The sequence below is a fragment of the Micromonospora qiuiae genome (genome assembly GCF_016863555.1).
Taxonomy (GTDB): Bacteria; Actinomycetota; Actinomycetes; order Mycobacteriales; family Micromonosporaceae; genus Micromonospora; species Micromonospora qiuiae.
The window spans coordinates 171,889-196,431 of the sequence record NZ_BOPC01000004.1 but is presented as its reverse complement, the minus strand read 5'-3'; the positions used below and the strand labels follow the sequence as shown (position 1 = coordinate 196,431).

At 72.8% G+C, this 24,543-nt stretch carries 10 protein-coding genes; 2 read left to right on the top strand and 8 right to left on the bottom strand.

All coding sequences use genetic code 11. The features are described 5' to 3' along the window. From Vqi01_RS01935 to Vqi01_RS01905, 7 genes are all read right to left on the bottom strand, one after another. The coding region (locus Vqi01_RS01935; RefSeq protein ID WP_204032376.1) for a glycosyltransferase at positions 1 to 318 on the bottom strand (318 nt) is incomplete at its 3' end. Next, positions 318 to 1,295, bottom strand: a complete 978-nt coding sequence (locus Vqi01_RS01930; protein ID WP_204032374.1) for an SDR family oxidoreductase — start codon at positions 1,293 to 1,295, stop codon at positions 318 to 320. The genes Vqi01_RS01930 and Vqi01_RS01935, both read right to left, overlap by 1 nt. A 3-nt stretch (positions 1,296 to 1,298) precedes the next feature. Beyond that, positions 1,299 to 2,150, bottom strand: coding sequence for an alpha/beta fold hydrolase (locus Vqi01_RS01925; protein WP_204032372.1), 852 nt, complete (start codon positions 2,148 to 2,150; stop codon positions 1,299 to 1,301). A 12-nt stretch (positions 2,151 to 2,162) separates the two neighbouring features. Next, on the bottom strand, positions 2,163 to 3,782 hold the full coding sequence (locus tag Vqi01_RS01920; protein WP_204032370.1) for an alkaline phosphatase family protein: 1,620 nt from the start codon (positions 3,780 to 3,782) through the stop codon (positions 2,163 to 2,165). Continuing rightward, complete coding sequence (locus tag Vqi01_RS01915; RefSeq protein ID WP_204032364.1) at positions 3,782 to 4,084, bottom strand: phosphopantetheine-binding protein; 303 nt, start codon at positions 4,082 to 4,084, stop codon at positions 3,782 to 3,784. Before Vqi01_RS01915 ends, Vqi01_RS01920 begins: the two co-directional genes overlap by 1 nt. Then, positions 4,074 to 8,714: a type I polyketide synthase gene (locus tag Vqi01_RS01910; RefSeq protein ID WP_204032363.1), complete on the bottom strand. Its 4,641-nt coding sequence runs from the start codon at positions 8,712 to 8,714 to the stop codon at positions 4,074 to 4,076. The genes Vqi01_RS01915 and Vqi01_RS01910 overlap by 11 nt, the downstream gene beginning before the upstream one ends. A 19-nt stretch (positions 8,715 to 8,733) precedes the next feature. Then, on the bottom strand, positions 8,734 to 17,052 hold the full coding sequence (locus Vqi01_RS01905; protein ID WP_204032361.1) for a type I polyketide synthase: 8,319 nt from the start codon (positions 17,050 to 17,052) through the stop codon (positions 8,734 to 8,736). Between the two features lie 182 nt (positions 17,053 to 17,234). On the opposite strand from Vqi01_RS01905, the gene Vqi01_RS01900 reads away from it, so the two are divergent. Both Vqi01_RS01900 and Vqi01_RS01895 read left to right on the top strand, forming a co-directional pair. Beyond that, positions 17,235 to 18,620 carry an alkaline phosphatase family protein gene (locus tag Vqi01_RS01900; RefSeq protein ID WP_204032359.1) on the top strand — a complete coding sequence of 462 codons (1,386 nt, stop codon included), beginning with the start codon at positions 17,235 to 17,237 and terminating at the stop codon, positions 18,618 to 18,620. Between the two features lie 53 nt (positions 18,621 to 18,673). Beyond that, on the top strand, positions 18,674 to 21,070 hold the full coding sequence (locus Vqi01_RS01895; RefSeq protein ID WP_204032353.1) for a CARDB domain-containing protein: 2,397 nt from the start codon (positions 18,674 to 18,676) through the stop codon (positions 21,068 to 21,070). A gap of 1,044 nt (positions 21,071 to 22,114) precedes the next feature. Here Vqi01_RS01895 and Vqi01_RS01890 read toward each other — a convergent pair. After that, positions 22,115 to 24,526: a helix-turn-helix domain-containing protein gene (locus tag Vqi01_RS01890; protein WP_204032351.1), complete on the bottom strand. Its 2,412-nt coding sequence runs from the start codon at positions 24,524 to 24,526 to the stop codon at positions 22,115 to 22,117. Between the last annotated feature and the right edge of the window lie 17 nt (positions 24,527 to 24,543).

Genomic DNA, 24,543 nt, shown 5'->3' with positions numbered 1-24,543 from the left:
CCGCAGCACGGGTTCCAGGTCGGCCACCTGGTCCGGGATGGACTCCACCAACCAGTGCCGGAACGCCTCGTACGCCACCCGGCGCGACTGGCGGCGGGTGTTGCGCCGCCGCTCCATGTCCTGCACGACCTGCCAGTGGTCGGCCGGCACCCGGTTGAAGGCAAAGACCGGGAAGCCGGCCTGTTCGATCGTGGGCCGGGCCTTCTCGCCGGTGTAGAAGGCCACCTCGTGGCCGCGCTCGCGCAGCGCCGTGGCGATGCTCAGCTGCGGGAACACGTGCCCCTCGAACGGCCAGCAGGTGACCAGGAAGCGGGCCATCAGGCACCTCCTCCTCGGGTGCCGGTCCGCGGATCGGCGGGCGGTGGTGCGGCGCTGCCGGTCTGTGGACCGGCGGCCGGTGGTGTGGCGGCGCCGGTCCGCGCCTGTCGTAGCCGGCGCAGGAACGGGCCGAAGTAGACACGTTCGAAGATCGGTTCCGGTAGGAACCTGCGCATCCGGATCACCACGGACGCCGGCCGGCCGACGACGTACCGCATCCTCGGGTACTCGGCGGTGATCGCCCGGTGCACGGCCTTCGCCACGTCGACGGGGCGCGTGCGGCTCCGGTCGACGATCCGGTCCGCCACCTCCTCGGCGGCGTCGAACATCTCCCGGTACGGGCTGCCCGGATCCAGGGCGCCGGCCGCGATCCCCCGGTTCGTGGTCCACCGGGTCGTCTTGATGATCCCCGGTTCGATGAGCACCGACCGGATGCCGAACGGCGCCACCTCCAGGGCCAGCGCTTCGCCGAGTCCCTCCTGGGCGAACTTGCTGGCGCAGTACGCCCCGACGCCGAAGGACGAGATCCGACCGCCCACGGACGAGATCGTCACCACCCGGCCCCGGCCCGCGAGGCGCATGTGCGGCAGCACCGCCCGGGTCACGGCCAGGGTGCCGAGCACGTTCGTCTCGAACAGGTGCCGGACCTCGCGGTCCGACAGGTCCTCCAGGCAGCCGCGCAGCCCGACACCGCCGTTGTTGACCAGGGCGTAGATTCCGCCCGCCTCCTCGACCATCGTGCGTACGGCCTGGTCGATGCTTGCGGGATCGGTCAGGTCCAGGCGCAGGACGCGCAGCCCGACGTTTCGCTCGGCCGCCGCGCGCAGGACGTCTTGTCGGGTGGCGTCGTCGCGCACCGTCGCGTGTACCGGCAGCCCCTGCTCCGCCAGGTACAGGGCCGTCTCCAGGCCCAGTCCACCGGACGCGCCCGTCACCAGGACCGGGCCCGCCATCCGCTGCCGAGTTCGACTGCTCACGGCTCAGCCCTGCGCGGTCGTGGTCGACGCTTCGGTGCGGCCGAGGGCGCCGAGGATGTGCCGGGCCACCTCGTCCGGCTGCTCAAGCGGCCCGAAGTGCCCCCACTCGGTGCGCGGCAGCAGCACGGGGTGCACGTCCGGAAGCCGTTCGCGCAGATGGTCGAACGTGCCCAGCAAGGCAGAGCCCTCGCAGTAGACCAGGGTGACGGTGCTGCGGATCTCCGGGATGGCCTCTGCCGGCAGCCCGCCGACCTGTGCGACCTCGGACGCCATGGTGGTCTCGTCCAGCAGCCGCAGGAACGGCGCGGGGTTGCGCGGCAGGCCCTGCAACGGTCCCCACCGCTTGGGCACCTTCAGGCTCAGTCGCAGCAGGTAGCCCAGGTCGGTGCGGCGCTCCGGCGGGACGGGGTGCCCGGACTGTTCCAGCACGGCCGCCCAGTCCGACCAGCCCTGCCAGTCGTCCCCGGACCGCAGGTACATCATGGCCGGCAGGACGGCTTCGATGGCGACTACAGCGCGTACCCGCTCGGGATGGTGGTGAGCGAAGTAGAGGGCGATGTCCGCCCCGAAGCTGTGCCCGACGACGTACGGCCGCTCGATGTTGAGGGCGTCCAGCAGGTCGAGCAGGTCGGCGGCCATCTGGTCCAGGCAGTAGCCGGACGGTGGCATGTCGCTGTAGCCGTGGCCACGCAGGTCGTAGGTGAGCAGTCGGGCGCGGTCGATCAACAGGGACGCGATCCGCAGGTGCCAGACGGCGAGGTTGCCGGTGAGGCCATGCACCATGACCATGTCGGGCCCCGAGCCGATCCGCTGGTAGTGCAGCCTGACTCCGCTCGGAAGGGTTACCTTCGGCATGTGATCCCTCCCTCAGTCCAGATATCCGAGCGCCCGTAGGCGCGAGACGATCACGAGTTCCGAGTCGCTGTCGTAGACCGGCTCGGTCGGCGCGGTGGTCGCCACCGGCTGAGCCGGTGGCGGTGGTGGTAGCGGGGCGGTGGGCGGCGCGGGACGCTTCGTGGCCGCGCCCGGCACCAGCACCGACACCGGCAGTCGGCCGTCCAGGTCGTCGGGCACCGGCACGCCCAGGCTGTGCAGCACCAGCGGTGCGACGTCCACGATCGGCAGCTCCGGCACGGTCACCCCCGAGCGGATCGACGGGCCACAGGCGAGAAAGACGCCCTCCCACCGGTGGTTTCCCTTTGGCTGTGGATGCGGCCGGACCACGGTGTCGGATCGCAGGATCGAGATCGCGACACCGTCGTACAGCTCGATGGAGACGTCCGGTGCCAGATTCTCGAACGGCCCGGCGAACGCCTCTGCGGCGGTCCAGATGCGCGAGACCAGGGGGTTGCCCGTGACCGGATGCCGGGCGGCGCGCAGGTCGGCGACCAGATCGTCGCGGATCTGCCGGCGACGCGACGCCGGCAGCGGCCGGTCGGTGCCCGGCTCCCGGGAGACGATGTGGATGCCCTGACTGCTCGGTGTGGCGGCGTAGGCGAGCGTCCGGTTCCAGTCAAGCAACTGGACGTGCCGGGTCATGTCGTGGAAGCCGACGCGCGGGGCGGCGCTGTCCGCGTGGCCGCCGCAGTCGGCCCAGCTCAAATAGCCGGCCTGGGCCAGCCAGGCGTTCAGGTAGAACATCTCGGTGGTCGGACCGAAGCCGTGATCCGAGGCCAGGATGACGGTGGCTTCGGGACCGGCCAGGTCGACCAGCGCGGCGATGTGGCCGTCCAGCTCCCGGAAGTAGCGCAGGCAGCGCGCCGTGATGTCCGCACCCCAGCCGGCCTGCGGCGTTGCCTGCGCGGCCGGGTCGAGGAAGCGCCAGCAGAGGTGCTGGAGTTTGTCCACACCGTCGAAGACGATGCCCACCAGGTCGGCCGGCTCACGGGTCAGCAGGTGCCGCGCCACCTCGAACCACCGCTGCTCGCGCCGGACGTGCAGGTCCACCCAGTCCGCGTACTCGTCGTCGGGGCAGCCCTCCACCGTCTTCGCCTCCAGCGCCATGTCCAGCGCCAGCTCTCGCGGGTTGAAGCTCGGCAGCTCGCGGAGCTGGTCGAACAGAGCCGGCGGGTGACAGCCGAGGCGCAGCTGCCGCCACGGCATCCAGCCGCCTGGTACCACGTAGCCGTGCACCGCCGGTGGCGGGAACATGACCGGGAAGTTCAGCGCCACCACTTTCCTGCCGTGGGCGCTGGCCAACGACCAGATCGAGGGTGTGGCGACATCCTGGGCGGTGGTGAGCCGGAAGTACTCGCCGTCGGCGGACTCCTTGCGGAAGAAGTCGAAGACGCCGTGGCGGCCCGGCCGCTGCCCGGTGACCAGCGACGTCCAGCCGGGTGGGGTCAGCGGCGGCATCACGCTGCGCAGCGGGGCGCGGACCCCGCGCTGGGACAGGTCCCGCAGAGCGGGCATGACACCGGAACGCATCAGCGGGTCAAGGACGGTGAAGGTGGCCCCGTCCAGACCGATCAGCAGCGTCTGCACCATCAGAGCGCACCCCCCGGGGCCGACACCGGCTGGTGCGCGCCGAGGAACTCCACCAGTTCCATGACGGTGACGTCGCGGGTGTCGACCGGACGACGGCCCAGCTCGGCGAGGAACTCGGCGAACGGCAGGGGCCCGTGGCGATGCTGGAGCGCGGTGCCCAGCACGACCAGATCCAACGACTCGAGACCCAGGTCGGCGAGGAACCGGGTGTCGGGGGTGATCGGGTCGTCGTACTCCCAGTCGCCGGCCAGTTCCCCCACGAGGGCGATGACGTCGGCGAGGATGCTCGGGTCAGCGGACATCGGACTCCCTTTCGGCGTGCTGCGGAACGGTGGGTGATCCGGGGGAGATCTCCGGCAGCGCGGCCACCGCCACCGCGCCCTCCGGGGTATGGGCGATCGACACGACCGGCACCGCCGGCACGTGTTCCTGCCAGCCCCCGCGCACGAGCGGGCGGCCCCGGGAATCCGTCGCCACCTCGATGTCGGCCGGCAGAAGCCGGATGCCGAACCTGTCGGCCAGCAGCTGCGCCACGCCCTCCTTGGCCGCGGTCCGGCCGGCGAGCCATTCGATACGCCCGCTCTCGGACAGGTGCAGCGCCGCGAATCGGCGGCGTTCCGCCGGGGCGAGGACCCGGGCCGCCCAGACCCGGAGCCAGAAGTCCCGATCGCCGGGAAGCGCGGCTGAAACGCGCCGGCAGACCACGGCGGTGTCGTCGGCGAGCCCGGGCGACGACCACGGCTGGGACAGCCCGGCCCGTTCCGGCGGCAGGAGCAGGGGACGCAGCTCGGACGGCAGGTCGAAACGGCGGTCCGCCCACCCGGTCAGGCGCAGCCACACCTCGCCCCGCGCGGTGCTCACGTCGATGTCGGAGCGGACCACCCGGTCGCCGACCAACTCCGTGCGGGCGGTGCACCGTAGCTCAGTGCCGACCGGCGGGCGAGGACCGAACACGTCCAGCCCGCCCACCTCGTACGGGAAGACCACCGCCGCGGTGTCGAGCTGTTCCGCCGCCCAGAAGCCGATGACCTGACCGGCGGCGTCCAGCACCACCGGGTCGAGGAGGAACGGATGGTTCGGAGCGTCGGGCAGCAGCCGGTCGAGGGGGAGCACCCGCAGCCGTGCCGTCGAGCCGTGCCGGCCGGTCAGCTCCATCGCTGCGACGCCCTGCCAGCAGGCACCGTGGAACATGCCGTCGGTGTAGAGCTGGTCGGCCCGCCACCGCGACCGGGTGGCCTCCGGCGACGGGTCCGTCGTCAGCGGCGGCTGCGGATGGCGTACGCCGAACAGCACGGTGCCCGCGACGGCGGGCACGGTACGCGACGCGTCACCGGCGAGGCTGCGCAGCTGCACCTCGACCCGCTCGCGACCCTGGCTCGGTGCCAGGCGGCGCGCGCTCACCTCCAGCGTCTGCGGCCGGTCGTCCCAGGCCAGCCAGTGGTGGGCCCGCACGTCGCGCAGGCCCACCAGGGTGTGCCCAGGCACCAGGCGGGCGGCCGCCTCGGCGAGGATCTCCAGGCTCATCGTCAGCGGCATGGCAGCCAGGCCGCGCAGGTCGGGATCGAGCACGGACACAGCGCCCCCCAGGGCGTGATCGCGCAGGTACTCGTCGCGCGTCGGGTCCACCGCCCGCCGGGCGACAAGTTCCCGGCCGGGCGACCACCGCACCGGCGTACCGAGCAGCCGCCACTGTCGCCCGGTGCCGGCCTGCGCCGAATCGCCCAGCCAGGCCCGCACCACGTGCTCGCTGACGGAGAGGAACCGCCGCATGGTGGCCAGGTGGTCGGACATCACCGCGTCCGACGCCGAGGCCGCCGACAGTGGCGGCGGGATCCTGGGACCGGGCGCTGGCGCCGACCTCGCCGGCAGGGGCGGCGCGGTCCCGGCACCGGGTGCCAACGCCGGAGTCGCCGGCGCGGGCTCGGGCAGCGCCGGCGCCGATGCGGGCTCGGGCTGCGCCGGTGCCGGTGCGGCCGGTCCCGGCGTCGGCGGGGGACCGGCGGCGTCGGCGAGCGCGGTGAGCGCGTCGGCGGAGAGCCGGAGCATCGGCCAGCCCGTCGCCAGCGGCACCACCGCGCTGGGGCGCCCCGTGACCGAAGGCAGATCGGGCGCGGTGGGGTCGACCAGCCGGGGTCTCCGACGGGCGTAGAGGATCGACGGGTCCACCGCCACCCCTTCGGCGGCGAGGAGCCCGACGAGATGGTTGAGTTGGGTAGTGCCCGTGCGGCGCGGCAGGTCCGCCGGCACCGCGCAGAACGGGCGGCCGCGCAGGATGTCCTCGACGAACGAGGTGAGGTTGCCGCGCGGTCCCACCTCGACGAAGATCCGTGCCCCGTCGGCGTGCAGCCGCTCCACCGCGCGCCGGAACTCGACCGGACGGACCCACTGCTCCACGAGCAGCCGGCGCACCTCGTCCGGGTCGGCCGGGTAGTGCGCCGCCGTGGCACCCGAGTACAGCGGCACCTGCGCCGGGGCAATCTCCATGTCCGCGACGACGGTGCGCAGCCCGGCCGCGTACGAGGCGAAGCGGGGAGTGTGCACCGCCCGGTCGTAGGGCAGCTCGTCGCAGAGCACCCCGGCCCTCGTGGCCAACTCCCGGGCCCGGTCGGCTGCGGCCCGGTCGCCCACCAGCACCACCTGGTGCGGGCAGTTGTCCATGGCCAGGTGCAGTCCACCCGCCTCGCGGGCGAACTGCCCCGCGCGGTCGCGATCGGCGGCGACCGCCAGCAACACCGCGTGCGGCAGTTCCCCGCGAGCCCGCGCCTCGGCGGAGAGAGCGCGTAGCCGCGCGCCGAAGCGACCCAGCCGAGTCTCGTCGTGCACCGCGAGGACCCCGGCAGCGGCCGCCGCGGAGTACTCGCCCGAGCTGTGTCCCAGGCAACCGCCGTCGGGCCGCAGCCCCAACTCGCGGGCGAGCACCAGCAGGGCCGCGTTGGCGGCGAGGACCACGTCGACGGCGGTGTCCATGTCGTTGAGGCGGGCGTCGGCGGCGGCCCGGTCGGCCGTCGAGAAGACGGGGCGGGGGAAGATGTGGTCGCTCGGCCGGTCGCCACCCGACGCGCCCCAGTGCCGGCGGTCGACCCGGTCGAAGACCTCCCGCACCTGAGGGAAGTTCAGGCACAGGTCGGCCAGCATCCCGGCGTACTGGGCGCCCTCGCCGGGAAAGAGGAAGGCGAGCGTGCCGGCGCGGGCCTGCGGATCCGCCGCGAAGTAGGTGCCGGTCACCGTCCGGATGCGCCGGCAGTCCGGCTCGGTCAGCCGTCGGGTCGCCTTCGTCAGCTTGCCGGCCAGATCGGTCAGCGACGTGGCGACGACGGCCAGCCGCAGCGGCTGCTCCACCCGGCCCAGGCGGGTGCTCAACGAGTAGGCGAGGTCGGTGAGGGTGTACGGCGCCGTACCGGTGAGCGTTTCGGCCAGCCGGGTGGCGAGCTGCGCCAACCCGCGCGGCGAGTCACTCTCCAGGACGCACACCTCGCTGTCCCAGGCCGGCAGCCGCACCGGGTCAGCCTCGCCCGGCGCCTCCTCCAGCACGGCGTGCGCGTTGATGCCGCCGAAGCCGAAGGCGTTGACCCCGGCGCGCCGGGGATGGGGCCCGCCGTGCACCCACGGTCGCGTCTCCGTGTTGAGGTAGAACGGGCTGTCGTCCAGGCCCAGCTTCGGGTTGGGTGTGCGGCACAGCGTGGGCGGCAGCACCTTCTGGTGCAGCGCCAGCGCGACCTTGATCAGGCTCGCTACCCCGGCGGCCGGGATGGTGTGGCTGATCATGGACTTGACCGAGCCCAGGGCGCACCAGGGCGGCCCGTCCCCCCGGTGCCCGAAGACCCGCCGCAGCGCCTCCATCTCGACCGCGTCGCCCACGGGGGTGGCGGTGCCGTGCGCCTCGAGCAGACCCACCGTGTGGGGATCGACGCCGGCCTGCTCGTACGCCCGGCGCAGGGCCAGCTCCTCGCCCTCGGCCCGGGGCGCCATGACGCCGACCGCATGCCCGTCGCTGGCCACCCCCACAGCCCGGATCACGGCGTAGATCCGGTCACCGTCGCGCACCGCGTCGGTGACCCGCTTGAGGACCAGCATGCCGATGCCCTCGCCGAGCAGCGTGCCGTCCGCGTCCTCGTCGAACGGCAGGATCCGCTCGGTTGGCGACAGCGCGCCGAGGCGGCAGAACACGTTGAGCACGGGGACCGGCATCCACACCTGCGATCCGCCGGCCACCGCCAGATCGCACTCGCCGGCGAGCAGGTCCCGCATCGCCAACTGGACCGCCACCAGGGAGGAGGCGCAGGCCGCGTCGACCGTGTAGGTGGGCCCCATGAAGTCCAGCTGGTTGGCGATCCGGCCCACGATGATGTTGGGAATCAGCCCCGGTACGACGTCCGACCCCAGGGGCGGCAGGACCCGTTGCAGCTCCCGGCGAAGCCGCTGCAACCACTCGGCCGAACAGCCGGGGTGCAGCTGACGGAACAGCTCGACGGTCTGACCGACGATGAGACCACGCTGGACGGCCGTGGCGTTGCCGCCGTTGAGGTAGGTGCCCTTGCCCAGCACGACTGCGGTCCGGTGCCGCACGCTCGCCGGCAGGTCGGTGCAGCCCGCGTCAGCCAGCGCGTCGCGCGCCAGTCGCAGCGCCAGCCACTGGTCCGGCTCCCCGCCCACCGCCACCGGCGGTACGCCGTACGCCAGCGGGTCGAACGACGCGAGCGGCCCCAGGTAGCCTCCGCGCCGGCAGTACACCTTGTCCTCGTCGCCGAAGTCGGGATCGTAGTAGATGCCGCTGTCCCAGGCCTGCGGCGGGGGATCGGTCACCGCGTCGACCTTGCGCAGAATGTTGCTCCAGTAAGTGTCCACATCCGGGGCGGCCGGGAAGATGCATGACATGCCGATGATGGCGACACCGGCCGGCCCGTCGGGAATGGCTTGTTCGGCATCGTTCACTCGGGTCTTCCCGTCCATCTCAGCCGACCGCCGCAGACGACGAGCCGGGTTGGGAGTCCGCGAGCCGGTGCAGCGCCCGGCTACCGACGCCCACCATGTCGGTGATGACGGCGAGCAGCCGGCCCTCGCCGTCGTGGAAGTAGTGGTCCGCGCGGCACAACGGGGGCCGGCTCGCGGACCGGATTCGCAGTTCGTGCCGGATCGGTGCGGGGCCGCCGGCCGGCGCCAGGTCGGCGTACCGTCTCAGCTGACCCAGTTCGGTGGGGAGCAGGGTCATGTCCCAGTGGATCCGCGCCCAGAGCACCTGCATCTGGAGGGCGGCGTCGACCAGGACGGGGTCGAGCACCCAGCGGGCCGACTCCGGTGCCCGCACGCACCGCGCCGGCACGGAGGGGCGCAGCTCGGCGCGGGCGCCGCGCCGGTCCATGCCGTGGATCTCGGCGATGGCGTGGAAGACCGGACCGTGGAACAGCATCGTCGCGTACGCCTCGGCGACGCCGACCGGGAACGCGGGCAACCCGTCCAGCTGGGACGTTGCGGGCTCGGCGGGCGGTGCCGGCATCGCGGCGGCCAACTCCACCGTCGCGTGGTAGTACACCTGCGCCGGCCGGGCCGCCGCCGCGACGGTCACCTCGGCGGTGAGGACGCCGGCGCTCGGGCCGCTGGCCTCGGCCGCTGCGTTCAGCCGGGCGGTGACGAGCACCTCGACCGGCTCGGGTTCGGGCCCGGCGGGCAGCAGGATGCCCTGCCGTAGCCGCAGGTCACGCACGCCGGTGACGGTCCGGGGTGCGAAGAACGCCTCCGCGGCCTCGGTCACCAGCTCGAGAACCATCGCGAACGGGACGACCGGGCGGCCGTCGAGCCGATGGTCGGCCAGGTAGGTGTCGTGGGCGAGGTCGAACGCGTACCGCAGGCTGTCGCCGGTGACGGCCCTTGCCCGGGCGGCGAGCGGCCGGGGCGGGGTGCCGGCGACGATGCGTCCCGGCGTCGGGTTCCAGGCGCTTCCGCCAATGATCACCTCGGTCTCGCCTTTGCGCCCGTACGTCAACTCGTCGACGAAACACCGGCGTCCCACCTCGACGCCGATCAGCGCCACGCCGCGCTCGGCGAAGCGCCGCCGCAGCTCCGGCGAGACCATTCCGGACTCCCACGGTCCCCAGCCGATGGCGACCACGCGGGCGGGCCATCGGGCGTCCAGTTCGGTGGCGAGTTTGTTGAGCACCTCGTTCGCCGCCGCGTAGTCGGTCTGGCCGGCGTTGCCGAACCGGGCGGTGGCGGAGCTGAAGAACGCGACGAAGCGGAGCTGCTCGGGCCGCAGCCTGGCTGCGAGCACCTCGGCCGGGGCGAGCTTGGTGATCAGGACCCGCCGCAGCGAGTCCAGCTCCTTGTCCCCGACGAGCCGGTCCTCGACGACGCCCGCGCCGTGGATCACGCCGTCGATGCACCCGTGCCGGGCGTACACGTCGTCGACGAGGGCACCGAACGCGACCGGATCGCGCACGTCACAGGCCAGGTACTCCACCCGGGCGCCCGCCGCCCGCAGGCGCCGTACGGTGGCGGCGGCCGCCCGCGCGCCGAGCAGCAGCCGGTACGCTGCCTCCACCGCCGCCGGGCTGTGCGGTTCGCCGGCGGCCTGCGCCCGCTTCAGCAGCGCGCGGCGGAGCTCGCGTGGGTCGGTCAGCCCGGCCGTGGCCGGGTCTTCCTCGCCGACGGCGGAGCGCCCCACCAGGACCACGGTGCCGCCGGGACACCGCTCGACGAGCGCCGACACGGCCTCGGCGGTGATCCCGCGAGCCCCACCGGTGGCCAGCAGTACGCCGTCCGGGCCGAGGGGCTCGGTGCGATCCCGGCCGACCAGGTCGGCCGGGGCCACGGCGACCGTGTGGCGTAGGCCGTCGCGGTAGCCGACCTCGACCACGCCGTCGTCCGCCGTCAACTCGTCGAGCAGGTGGCCGGCGACCTGCTCCGCCGGTCCTGGCGGCACGTCCACGGCCTTGACCCGTACCATGGGCCATTCGTGGGCGAGGCTCTTGAGGAAGCCGAGCAGGGCGGCGCTGGCCGGTCCACCGGGACCGACGCCGTCGAGACCGAGGTGACCGCCGAGTCCGGTGGCGGCCAGCACCACGCCACCGCCCGCCCGCGCTGCCGTCTCCAGGTCGGCGGCCAGCCCACGAACCAGCAGGAAGAGCCCGCACACGTGGTCCACCGCAGCGTCGAGTGCCGGGTCGGGCGGGGTGAGCGCGGCGAGGTGCACCAGCCCTGCGACGCGATCCGTGCGCTGCCGGAGGTCGTCCAGTAGGCGCGACACGGCCTGCGGTTCGGCGGGGTCGTCGACGACGAGGTCCGCGCCCGGCGTGCCGGACGGCCCGATGACCACCCGGAGCACCGGTCGTTCTTCGGCCCGCAGCCGGTCCACCGTCGCGGCGCCGACCGCACATCCGCGGTCGACCACGACGACTGCGCCGTCCGCCAGCTCACCCGGCGTGCCCGGGGGTGGTGCCGTGACCACCCGGGGCAGGTGCCGACCGATCCGCCGGTTGTCGGTCGGCACCGGATCAAAAGGGCGCTCGGTGCCCGTCCCGGTCAGCTGCGGTCCGGGCTCGCCGGTGCCGGTCAGTTGCTCGAAAGCGGTCACGATTTGCCGCAGGGTGCGGCCGCTGCGCATGCTCTCCAGATCGGGGTCGGTGCCCTCCGGCAACGACAGGGACTGGAGCATCAGGCCGGCGATCTCCACCCGTTTGATCGAGTCGATCCCCAGGTCGGCCTCGAGGTCGGCGTCGAGTGACAGCATCTCCTCCGGATAGCCGGTGCGGTCGCTGACCACCTGGATCAGCCGATTCGTCAGCTCCTCCCGGCCCACCTGCTGGCCACTCGGCCCGGCCGGAGGTTCGGGCCCGGCCGGCGGTCGCGCGGCGTCGACCGGTGCCGCGAGCCCGGCGTCCTCCATGGACACCGTCGCCCTCTCCGGTGCGGTCCGTGCGGCCGGCACCGCCACGGCCGGCACCGCCACGGCCGGCACCGCCACGGCCGGCGGCGTCACCGCCCGGCCCGTCACGTCCTGGCCGACCAGGGCCGGCCCGGCTATGGCGGGCCGTTCGCGGGTGGGCGGCACCACGACCGGACCGGCCGGACCGGGCAGGTCGCCCTGCACCCCGAGGTACGCCAGCATGACGTTGCGCTGGGTCTCGAGGAACTGCTGCATCACCTGGTGGTACGAGTCCATCACCTGGTCCGTCCGGCCGACCGCCGGCACCTCGGCGAGCCGGGCGGGTGCCGCCGGCCCTGGTGCCGGGTCGGCGTCCGGCACGCCGAGGACCTGGGCCGGATTTGCGTGGTCGATCCGGTTGCCGTTCGGCGATGGCGTCGCGCTCTCGGTCACCTGCTGCCCTCCAGGGTCGAACTCGTCGAGACGGTCGGCGGCGCCGTCCGTCGGTTGCCGCTGGGCCGGTGCGGACGCCGGCCGGGCCCGCCCGCCGTCGACCAGCCACAGACCGGGGCGAGGGGCGGAACGGGTCCCGAGCGTGGTGAGGCCGAGGTCGCCCGTGGACCGCCCGTCGAACCACCGCCGTACGTCGACGGGCGCACCCTCCACCGCGAGCGCCGCCAGGCAGTCGAGCATCGTGGCCAGAGCCGGCCGGCCCGGCACGTCCATCGGTACGGCCAGGTGCGGTCGGTCGCCGAGGATGCCCGACACCAGTCCGGAGAGGATGTTTCTGGGGCCCACCTCGACGAATACCCGCGCGCCGGCGGCGAACATCGCCTCGACCTGTTCGACGAAGCGCACCGGTCGTACCAGGTGCTCCGCGAGCAGGTCAGCCAGTTCCGCCGGATCGCCCGGGTAGGCGGCGGCCGTGGTGTTGGCGTAGACCGGGATCCGAGGGGCGGCGAACTCGGTGGCGCGCAGCAACTCGGCGAGCCGGTCCCGTGCCGGCGCCATCAGCGGCGAGTGGAAGGCGCACGACACCGGCAGCGTACGCACGGCGATGCCGGCCGCCTGGCATCGCTCAACGAACGCGTCGACGCTCGCCCGCTGGCCGGAGACGACCGTCTGCGTCGGCGAGTTCAGGTTCGCCACCACCAGGTCCGATCCGTCCAGGTGGGGACGCAGGTCGTCCGGCGTGGCGTGCGCTGCGGCCATCGCGCCGTCGGCGGACTCCTCGCGGATGAACCGGCCCCGAGCCTCGGAGAGCCGCAGCAGGTCGTCCTCCGGCAGGCAGCCCGCCGCCGCCAGGGCGACGAACTCCCCGTAGCTGTGCCCGGCGACCAGGTCCGGCGCGACACCGGCCTGACGCAGCAGCCCCAGGTACGCCAGCTCCATGACCCCCAGCGCGGACTGGGCGACGTCGGTACGTGCGAGGGCCTCGCTCTGCGCCCGCGCCTGCTCGGGTGTGAAGACCGGCGCGGGGAAGACGCGACGGCTCAACGGCTCGTCCCACCGCTTCGCCAACAGGCGATCCGCGCGCTCGAAGCTCTCCCGCACGTCGGGGAAGAGCAGGGCGATGTCGCGTCCCATGTCGACGTACTGCGAGCCCTGCCCAGGGAAGAGGAAGGCCAGCCGCCCGCCGCTCAGTTGCCCGCCGTCGGCCACGAAGTGCAGGCCGTCCGCAGCGTGCACCCGTGGGTCGGGCCCGGCGACGACGCCACGGGCCCGGCGCAGCTTGGCGACCAGGTCGGCCGGCGAGGTGGCGACGAGAGCCAGGCGTACCGGCGACTCCCGGCTGGACCGGCGGTGGGCGAGGGCAGCGGCCAGGTCGACGAGCCGGGGCAGTTCGGCCGGTGGCAGTGACTCGAGCCGGCCGAGCAGGTGCCCGACCGCGTCGGCCAACTCGTCGCGGCTCCGGGCCCGCCAGACGAACAGTTCGGCCGGCCAGCGTTCCCGCACCGGCGGCGCGGGCAGAAAAGCCCCCGTGTACTCCTCGAGCACGAGGTGGAAATTGGTCCCGCCGAAACCGAACGAACTCACTCCGGCCCGTCTCGGTGCGCCGTCGGGCATCGCCAGCCAGGGCCGGTTCTCGCTGTTGACGTAGAGCGGCCCGGCGGCGAGCCCGGCCCTGGCGTTTGGTGTCGTCACGCCGAGCGTGGCCGGCAGCACCTTGTGGTGCAGCGCGAGTGCGGCCTTGATGAGTCCGGCGACCCCGGCCGTGGCTTTGGTGTGCCCGATCATCGACTTGACGGAACCGACGGCGCAGGACTGCGGGCCGGCGCCGGCCTCGGCCCACACGCCGGTCAACGCCTGCGACTCCGCCAGGTCCCCCGCCACCGTGCCGGTGCCGTGCGCCTCGACCAGACCGACGGTGGCCGGGGGGAGATCCGCCTGCGCGTAGGCCCGCCGCAGCGCCTGGACCTGCCCCTCCGGTCGGGGCGCAGTGAGGCTGCGGTCGCGCCCGTCGCTCGCGGTGCCGATCCCCCGGATGACGGCGTAGATCCGGTCGCCGTCGCGTTCGGCGTCGGCCAGCCGCTTGAGCACGACTGCGGCGAATCCCTCGCTGATGGCGATGCCGTCCGCCGAGGCGTCGAACGGGCGGCAGCGGCCACTGGGCGACAACGCCTGCGTCTTGCTGAAGCACAGGTACGCGAACGGGCTCTGGATCGCGTCGACGCCACCGACGATGGCGAGGTCGCTGCGGTACTGCGTCAGCTCCAGGACGCCGAGGTGGATCGCGGCGAGCGACGAGGCGCAGGCCGCGTCGACGGTGAAGTTGCTGCCGCCGAGATCGAGCCGGTTGGCGATGCGGCCGGCCGCCACGTTGAGCAGCAGCCCTGGGAAGCTGTCCTCGGTCCACTCCGGCAGCGCGGATCCGAGTTCGGCGGTGATGCGGGCGGCGGCGTCGCCGAAGAGCCCGGGCAGCGCGGAGCGCACCAGATAGCCGCCGGCGAGGTCGCCGCCGCCCCCGCCGGCGCCCAGCAGCACGGCGGTACGCGCCCGGGGGAAGGGCCGGTCGAGGTATCCCGCGTCCCGCAGCGCCGCCTGCGCCACCAGGAGCCCGAGCAGCTGGAACGGCTCGATCGAGCGCAGCGAGTGCGGCGGCATGCCGAAGGCCACCGGATCGAACGGGACCTCGTCGACGAAGCCACCCCAGCGGGAGTAGACCCGGTCCCGGGCGGCCCGGTCCGGGTCGTAGTAGCGGCGCCAGTCCCAGCGACGCGGGGGAACCTCGGTGATGGCGTCGACCTTGTCGAGGATGTTGGCCCAGAAGGTGGGCATGTCCGGGGCGCCGGGCAGAATGCAGCCCATTCCGATGACGGCCACGTCCGCCGGGGCCGGTACGGGTTCGGTGCGGGCCGGGGGAGTCGCCAGCGACCCGAGCCGTTCATCGCTGCCCTCGGACACGTCGCGGTGCAGTTCCTCCACCGTGCTCACTTCGGCGCGTAGCGCGGCGATCTGGCCGATCATGTAGAGGCCCTGGTTCCATCGCTCGGCGACGTCCACGGTGACCAGTTCGGTCTCCGTCCCTTCGGCGGTGGGACGCCGCTCGATGCCCTTGGTGGCGATGCGCAACCGGCCCACGTTGAGCCGTTCCAGTTCGTCCCGCAGCACCGATGGGCTGGCGCCGTCGCGCCGCAACTGGTTTTTGCGGGCGGCGAAGTCGTCGACGTACGGCGACCGCGCGCACCGGGTGGCGTGGCCGGGCCCGCTCTCCAGCAGGGTCGTGTCCCGGCAGGAGATCGCGGCCTGCTGGAAATCTGTGGTGATGGCACCGGAGTCGACCGCCTCCCCGGTGAACAGGTACGCGGTGCCCATCAGCGCGCCGACGCGTATCCCGCGCTCCACGAGTGGGGCCGCGATCGCCGCCGCCATCGCCCCCGACCTGCCGTCGTGGATCCCACCCGCCAGCAGGACGTGGTATTCGCCGGCGTCCGCGCCGGCGGGAATCTCCGCCAGCAACGTCCGGACGGCCAACTCCCACAGCACGAAGCTGCTCCGCGGGCCGACGTGGCCGCCGCACTCGCGGCCCTCGAAGACGAAGCGTCGAGTCCCGTCGCGCAAGTACATCGAGAGCAGCGTCGGGGAGGGCACGTGCAGGTAGGTGGCGATCCCGTGCGCTTCCAACGCCCGCGCCTGGTCCGGCCGCCCGCCCGCGATCAGGGCGAACGGCGGCGGAGCGGCGAGGATGGCCGCCAGTTGCTCCTCGCGCAGTTCCGGGGGTACGAAGCCCAGAATTCCCACGCCCCACGCGCGGTCGCCCAGCCGGGCGCGGGTCTGTTCAAGCAGCGCCGCGACGTCCGGTCCACGCATCAGACTCAGCGCGAGGAACGGAAGACCACCCGCCTCCGCCACCTCCGCCGCGAAGGCGGTCCGGTCGCTGACCCGGGTCATCGGCCCCTGCACCAGGGGAAACCGGGTGCCGTGGGAACGCGCCAGCGGGCTGTCCGCCCGCAGCGGGTTGCTGGCCCGCGCGGTGCGGCACCCGGCCACGGCGGCATCGCGCAGGGCACCGACGATCCCGCCCACCGTCACGAAGCGGCGGGCCAGGTCAGCCGCGAAGGCGACGTCCTGACCGACGGCGAGAACCCCGCCGGGCTCCATCGGCCGCCCGGCGCACGCCACGACGCTCCGGCGCCACCGGCGTCGCGCGTCGTCCGTCACCCCCGGCCCGTCGTCCGGATCCGACGGCGGCAGCAGGCCCTCCGGGGCAGGACCCTGGCACAGGACGCGGACCGGGGCGCCGACCTCCGTACCCAGGCAGAGCGTCTCCGCGCCGTCGGCCGCCGACAGCCGGGCCCGCCAGGCCGGCGGTAGCGACGACTCCCGAGCCAGCAACACCTGGCCGTCGAGCACCGCGCCGGCCGCGCCGGCTGCCTGGCAGGCGGCCACGGTGTGCAGGCCGATCCCGCCCTGCATCCACACGGGCAGCCGGAGCGCGGCCAGGCACTGCTGCACGAGCACGAACGAGGTCTCCTCACCCACCCACCCGCCGGCCTCGTTGCCCTTCACGATCACGGCGTCGGCCTCGATGTCGTCCGCGCGCTGGGCGTCCGCCAGGTCGGTCGCCACCACGAACACCGCCGACCCGGCCGCCCGGACCTGCGCCACCACGGCCGGCAGTTCCGGTACGCCCGCCGGCAGCACGACGACGTCCGGCCGCTGGGCAGGCATGGTGAGCAGGGGCTCCACGAACCTTCCCGCGTGGTCGACCAGCACCCCCCACCGGCCGCGCGCCTGCCCGGCCAGCAACCGTGCCCCGGCCCGCGCCGCGTCGAGGTCATCGGTGAACTCGAGGTTCAACACTCCGATGGCGCCAGCGCGACTCGCGGCGATGGCAGGTGCCGGATCCGTGAATCCGGGCGGCGAAAAGACGAGAAAATCCAGGACTGTTTTGTACGTCTCGGCTGGCACGCCACCACCTCATGGCTGGGCAGGACAACGGGATCGGATGTCGGCTCCAGCAAACTCCCGCTCCGTCATCGCGCCGTCGTATCCGTTCAGGGCGGCGTTGACGGGTGGGTGACGCCCCGCTGTCAGGGTGAGCGGCGGGCGACTCGCGCCGCCGCGGCGGCGGGAGAGATGCGGAGGCAGTGATGAACAGGACCGGTCGGCTCGCCGTGATCGGGCTCGACGGCGTGGCACCCCAGCTGGTCTTCGACCGCTACGCGGACGACATGCCGACCTTGACGGCGTTGCGGGCACGATCGCTCTGGGGTCCGCTCACCAGCGTCGTCCCACCGATCACAGTGCCCGCCTGGTCCTGCATGATGTCGGGCCGGTCGCCCGGGGAAATCGGGATCTACGGCTTCCGGAACCGGGCGGACCACAGCTACGACCGCCTCAGCATCGCCACGTCCCGGTCCGTCCGGGTACCCCGCATCTGGGACATGGTGGGGGCGGCGGGCGGCGACAGCGTGATCCTCGGAGTGCCAGGGACGTACCCACCGAGCGCCGTCAAGGGCTGCCTCGTCTCGTGCTTTCTCGCACCGTCCACGAGCGCGGACTACACCTGGCCCCGAGAGCTTGCCGGTGAGATCCACCGGTTGACGAACGGCTACCTGCTGGACGTGACGGATTTCCGGACCGACGACAAGCCCCGGATCAGCCAGCAGATCTTCGACCTGTCCGAGCAGCGGTTCACCGTGGCCCGGCACCTGGCCAGGACCCGCCCCTGGACGTTCTTCTCCTTCGTTGACATGGGCCCCGACCGGCTGCACCACGGATTCTGGCGGTACTGCGATCCGCAGCATCCCGGGTACGAGGCGGGAAATGCCTTCGAAACGATTTTCCGTGACTACTACCGGGCGCTCGACCGCCACCTCGCTGCCTTCCTGGCCGAGCTCGACGACGACACCACCGTCGTGATCGCGAGTGATCACGGTGCCCAGCCGATGCTGGGCGGCTTCCACGTCAACGAGTGGCTGCGTCGCCGTGGCCTGCTCGTCCTCGCCGAGCAGCCGTCCACGGCCATGCCCATTTCGCAGTGCCGGGTGGACTGGTCGCGGACGACGGCCTGGGCCGAGGGCGGCTACTACGGGCGCCTGTTCATCAACGTGGCGGGACGCGAGCCGCAGGGGATGGTCCCCCCGAGCGAGTACGAGCAGGTCCGCGACCTGCTCATCGCCGAGTTGGAGGCGCTCGCCGACCACCTGGGAAGGCCGATGGGCAATCGGGCTTTCCGTCCGGAGGACGTGTACCCACAGATCGAAGGCGTACCGCCGGACCTGATCGTGTACTTCGGCGACCTGCGGTGGCGGGCTGCGGGGACGATCGGGCCGGCGACAGACCTTTACAGCTTCGAGAACGACACCGGCCCCGACGACGCCAACCACGCCGAGCAGGGCGTCCTCGTCATGGCCGGAGACCGGGTGGATGCCGGTTACCGTGCCGGAATGTCACTTCTCGACGTGGCCCCCACGATTCAGTCGTTGTTGGGCCTTCCCGCAGTTCCAGAGCAACGCGGGCGGGCGCTCGCCTGAGCACGGCAGGCGGCGCATCACCGCGGGGCGGCACCAAAAGAGGTAGGTGCATCATGTCAGGACAACATGGCCCACTGCGTCGCCTTCTCGGGGCGGCGACGGCCGTCCTGCTCGGGCTCGGTCTCGCGCTGACCGGTCCGCAGGCGGCACAAGCCCAGGAACCCTGCGCGGATCTCAGCATCACCGGGTTCAGCGTCACACCGAGTCAGCCCGTCCAAGGCCAACCCGCGACCTTCACCGTCACCGTACGGAACACCGGAACCTGCGCGGCGCCCGGATTCGTCGTGCAGTGGCGACAGAACCCATTAGCGCCGAGCGGACCGTCCACCCCGGTGGCGAGCCTCGCGGCCAACACCTCGACCGCCCTCACCTTTGCCTTCACCTTCCCGACCGCCGGCAACTTCGAGACGGTTGCGGTGGTGGACTCGGCGAACAGCGTGGCGGAGACCAACGAGGCGAACAACCTGGCGCTGCTGCCGGTGACCGTGGTCGCCGCCACGGTCGACCTGGTGGTCACCTCCCTCAACACGGTCCCGGCGCGCCCGGTGAGCGGGCGGGTCGCCACCGGCCAGATCACCATCACCAACAACGGCAACACCGCCGCCGGCGCGTTCCTGGTGTCCTGGCGGCCCTGGCCGCTGGCAGCCACGTTGACGCAGCAGGTGAGCGGCCTGGCCGCCGGGCAGTCGAGAGTCATATCGATAGACTTCACCTTCCCGGTCGCCGGTGCCTGGCCGAGCACCGTCACCGTGGACAGCGCCAACGCCGTACGGGAGAGCAACGAGGGCAACAACACCCTCACCCGTACGCTCAACGTCGACCTGCCCCGGGCGGACCTGGTCGTCTCGGCGGTCGTCCTGACGCCCTCCGCCCCGGTCGTGGGCCAGAGCACCACCGCGTCGATCACGGTTACCAACACCGGCAACACGGCGGCGACCGAGTTCCGCGTGCAGTGGCGACCTCGGCTGCTCGCCCCGCCGGTGTCGATCCGGGTCGCCGGCCTCGCCGCCGGGGCCGCCACCACCGTGCAGTTGGCGTACACCTACCCGTTCGCCGGCACCTTCCCCGGCACGGTGACGGTGGACCCGGACCGACAGGTCACCGAGTTGAACGAAACCAACAACACCTTCCAGCTCCAGGTCGTGGTGGCACCGAACACCGTGGACCTGATGATCGAGGACGTCACGATCAACCCGTCGTCACCAACCCAGGCGGCGCCGGCGACCGTGTCGATCAGGATCCGCAACACCGGAAACACCGCAGCCGGTCCGTTCCTGGTCGAGTGGAACCCGGACGCCCTTTTCGTCAGCACCCCGAGCCTGTCGACCGTCTCCCAGCAGGTGAACGGCCTGGGCGCCGGAGCGACGACCACGATCACGTTCACGTTCGCCTACCCGAGGGCCGGCAACTTCAACACGGTGGCCAGGGTGGACGCCTTCAACAACGTCTCGGAGACCAACGAGGCGAACAACCGCTTCGTCCGTGCGGTGACGGTGCAGCCGGCGCCCATTGACCTGGTGATCACCAGCTTCACCCTCGACCCGGCCTCGCCGGTACGCGGACTGGCCACCACCGCCCGCATCACGGTGCGCAACAACGGTCCCATCGCGACCGGGCCGTTCTGGGTGCAGTGGCGACTGCGGCAGAGCGACCCGATCGGCCCGACGGCCCGGATCGGCGGCCTCAACGCCGGTGAGTCGCAGACGGTAACCCTCCAGGGGACGTACCTCCAGACCGGCACGGTCACCACCTCGGCCGTCGTCGACGTCTTCAACCAGGTGGTGGAGCCGGGCGGCGGAGAGAACAACAACACGGTGACCCGCTCGGCCACCGTGGTTCCGCAGCGTACGACTCTGCGGGTCACGCTGGCGAGCCTGCGCTCCTTCGCCGACGGGGACGAGGGCCTCGCCGGTACGGGGGAGTGGAACCCGATCATCGTCGGCGTCCTCGACCCGACCGCCACCTGCACGGTGCTCGGCCAGACCGTGCCCGACGTGCGGTGCTTCACCTTCGCCGACAATGACGTCGACGACAACTCCCAGGTCGACCTGCCGGCGAACCGGTCGATCGTCGTCACCTTGGAGGAGGCCGCCCCGCTGGCCGCCGTGGTGACGGTGCTGGAGGACGACAGCCCGCTGGCACCGCAGTTCCTGGGCTTCGCGAGCCTGCTGTCGTTCCCGCCCGCGTACCGGACCCTCGGTACGCAGACCATCGACGGCCAACAGGGTGACTGCGCCACCGCGCCGCGCTGCTTCCAGGCCACCCTCCAGGTGGAGGTGGTGAGCAGCAACGTGCCGGCCTCGGCCCTGGCGGCGCAGGCTCAGGACCAGCGGCTCAACCGTGGCGCAGCCGCCAAGGCCGGATCCCTGCCCAAGGCCGACAAGAAGACGCTGGTCGAGTTCCGGCGCGTACTCGACCAGAAGTCACGGCCCGCCGGGACGGGCGAGTGACGGACCGGTCGCAGAGGGCGGCGGCTTTCTTGCCGCCGCCCTCCGTCTGATGGTCACGGCGGGGTGCGGGATCAGGACCGGCCGGCGGTCAACTTCCGTCGCGCCTGGGAACCGCCCAACCAGTTCGTTGAGCGTCTTCTTCGCCCGCTCCCGGATCCCGCGGCGAACCGCCGCATCCGTGTTCGCGGCGCTCGTGTTTGCACTGCCCGCCGCCGGGGCCGAGACCGCTCCGAGTCCGTGCCCTCGTTGGCGTAGTTGATCGCATACTGGTTGGGCCCCCCGGCCTGGGCCGGGCCGAGATTGCGGGTGTGGCCACCGCCCGTGCCCGGTTCCGGGATCCAGTTCTCGACCCAGTCACGACGCCGACGACCCGCATGTGGACGGCCGCGCCGCGCTGAGCTGTCTCCGGCCCTGCCCGGGCTGAGCTGGCTCCGGCCCTGCGCGGGCTGAGCTGGCACCGATCGTGGCCGGGCTGAGTCAGCAGATGGGCATGTCGGCCCTGTCGACCTGATAGCGCAAACGAATCGCGGCGAGAACCATCAGCGAGGCGGCCCCGGGCGGGGCCAGGCCAGGGCGCGGCCAGCAGGGCGGGCCAGCAGGGCGGGGCCAGGGTGCGGCCAGGGCCCACCCCTGCTCGGCCAGGTGCTCGCACTGGTGATGGCGCAAACGGTTCAGCTCGACAGGGCCCGAACGAGAAGGTGTCAGCTCTGCCGATCTCGCCATCGACTCAACGAACCTGAGACCGGCACACCTCAGCGGACCTCCACCGAAAAAAGCAGCAGGTATTCGACCTACCTGCACTATCGGGCAGCATCGTTGGTGCAGGATCGGCCGCCGATTGAATGGCGGTACCCTCACGGCATCGGAGTAGCTCGATCAGCGCGGGAGGTCATTGTGCGTCTGCGTGCCGTGTTTGTGGTTGCCGCTGTCGTCTTGGTTGCCGTCGGAGCGGTCGCTCTGGTCAGTCTCGGCCAGACCCAGGCTGTCTCAGATCTGGCCGGCTACACCTGGTCAAACTAACCTCGGTCGTCGAGCGGGCCGATCTCAGCCCACGCGGCGCTCGCTGGGCGGGTTCAGCTCCGTGGGCGGGTTCAGCTCCGTGGGCGGGTTCAGCTCCGTGGGCGGGTTCAGCTCGGCGATCTGGTGCAGCGCCGTGTCCACCAGATCGGCCGGACCGACGTGGCGGGCGATACGGACCGCCCGGCGCAGCTCGGCGCGGGCCTCGTCGGCGCGACCCAACCGGGCGAGCGCGCTGCCCAGGCCGTACCGGCAGCGCGCCTCGCTCTGCCGTACGCCCGATCGGTGCAGCCGGGGCAGCGCGGCCCGGAAGCTCGCCGCGGCGGCCGTCCACCGCCGCAGCACCAGCAGGCTCAGCCCGATGTTCAGGTGCACGTGCCCGGCGGTCACCTCACCGACCAGCGGGGACGGTGCCCGGTCCGGGTCGGCCAGCAGCGCGTCCAACCGCCGGTACTGTGCGATGGCTTCGCGGTGCCGGCCGGCGCTGGCGAGGCTGCCGGCCAGCAGGGCCAGCCCTTGCGCGTACCCGTCCCAGTCCGCGGCGGCCTCGAACAGCGGCAGCGACGCCCCGGCCGCCACCTGTGCCCCGGCGGCGTCACCCCGCCTCCGGGCCGCGAGCCCGAGGTAGGTCCAGGCCCAGCCCTGCTGGCTCGGGTCGCCCGCGGCGGCGGCCAGTCGCAGCGCCTCCCGGGCCGGCGCCTCGGCCAGGTCGGGCCGGTGCGCGCAGGTGGTGTACGCCCAGGACAGGTAGTTCAGGTGCACCGCCCGCTCACCCGGGTCGCCGAGCGCCTCGGCCGCGTCCGCCGACATCTGGTACACCTCCAGCCAGTGCTCCCAGTGCGTCCACCGGTCGGAGAACCAGTGCATGGCGTCCGCGACGGCCAGCACCTCGGCGTGCCGGCCGGCGGCGGCGGCCGATCGCAGCGCGCCGAACCAGTTGTCGCCCTCCTGCTCGATCCAGCGGCCGGCGTCCTGCGCCGTCGCCCAGGCACGACCTGCGACCGGAGACGCTCCGGCAGCGGGCGCGGCGGCGTACCTCGGCTCGAACCAGCGGCCGGCGGCGACCGCGGTGGCGAGCAACCAGGTGACCACGCGCTCTTCGACCTGCCGTCGTGCTGCTGCGGTCTCCTCGGTGGCCAGTCGGGCCCGGGCGAACAGCCGTATCAGGTCATGAAACCGGTAGCGGCCGTCGGTGGCCGGTTGGAGCAGCCCGAGTTCGGCCAGTTCCTCCAACGCCGCCTCGGCCTCCGGTGGGTCCAGTCCGGCGGCCTGCGCGGCCAATTCCAGACCCGCGTCCGGGCCGGGCAGCACCGCCAGCCGCCGGAAGGTCTGCGCCGCAGCGGCGGACAGTTGCCGGTAGGAGAGCATGAACGGCGCCGCGATCTGAAGGTCTCCGGCGACCAGCAGGTCGAGCCGGTCGTCCTGGTCGGCCAGCCGGGACAGTAGGTATCGGATGCTCCAGCCCGGCCGGCTGAGCAGGCGGTTGCCGGCGATCCGCAGTGCCAGCGGCAGGTGCCCGCAGGCTCGCGCGAGATCGAGCAGCATGGCCTCCGGCTCCGCGGCGGCGCGTTGCGGTCCGATGATCCGTTGCAGCAGGGCGACCGCCTCACCGGCGGTGAGGGCCGGCAGCGTGAGCCGGTCGACCGCCTCCAACCCGGCCAGGGAACGCCGGCTGGTGATGATCGTCATGGTGCTGCCGGCGCCCGGCAGCAGGGGGCGGACCTGCGCCTCGTCAGCGGCGTTGTCGAGCAGCAGCAGGCTGCGCCGCTCGCGCAGCAGGGCCCGGTACTGGGCGCTGCGGGCGTGCTGGTCGGCCGGCACCCGGCTCTCCGGCACACCGAGCGCGATCAGCAGACGGAGCAGCAGATCGGCCGGGCGGGGCGGCTCGACGTCCAGGCCGCGCAGGTCAACGAAGAGCACGCCGTCGGGAAAGGACGCAGCGTACCGGGTCGCGGCCTGCACCATGAGCGCGGTCTTGCCCAGCCCGGGCGGCCCGGAGACGACCGCGACCACCGGTGCGCCCTGCCGGTCGGCGGGTTCGGCGCTGCGGGCGACGAGGTCGCCCACCCAGGTCAGTTCGTCGTGTCGGCCGGTGAAGTCGGCGACGCTACGCGGCGGGGCCAGCGCGGGCGCCGCCGGCGCGTCGCGCCGCCCGGCACGGGCGCTGTCGCGCAGGGCGGTGGCCGCGTCTGCCGGCAGCTCCAGCGCCTTGACCAGTGCCTCGACGGTACGCCGTTGCGGCACCCGGCTACGACCGCGTTCCATGTCGCTGATCGCCCGGACGCTGACTCCCGAGGCGGCGGCCAACTCGTCGATCGTCAGGCCGGATTCGGTGCGGTGTCGGCGCAGCAGCGCACCGAACCGGTCCGGTTCGGTGCGCGCGAGCTCGGGCCGGCGGCCCGACGGCGCGGTGCGTGACGAGTCGAGCACGTGCGGCATGTGGCCGATGATGCCAC

Bases quoted from the DNA above. Each gene is read 5' to 3' on its own strand.
- Vqi01_RS01895 (WP_204032353.1), top strand. From the start codon at position 18,674: ATGTCAGGACAACATGGCCCACTGCGTCGCCTTCTCGGGGCGGCGACG.
- Vqi01_RS01925 (WP_204032372.1), bottom strand. From the start codon at position 2,150: ATGCCGAAGGTAACCCTTCCGAGCGGAGTCAGGCTGCACTACCAGCGG.
- Vqi01_RS01920 (WP_204032370.1), bottom strand. From the start codon at position 3,782: ATGGTGCAGACGCTGCTGATCGGTCTGGACGGGGCCACCTTCACCGTC.
- Vqi01_RS01890 (WP_204032351.1), bottom strand. From the start codon at position 24,526: ATGCCGCACGTGCTCGACTCGTCACGCACCGCGCCGTCGGGCCGCCGG.
- Vqi01_RS01915 (WP_204032364.1), bottom strand. From the start codon at position 4,084: ATGTCCGCTGACCCGAGCATCCTCGCCGACGTCATCGCCCTCGTGGGG.
- Vqi01_RS01900 (WP_204032359.1), top strand. From the start codon at position 17,235: ATGAACAGGACCGGTCGGCTCGCCGTGATCGGGCTCGACGGCGTGGCA.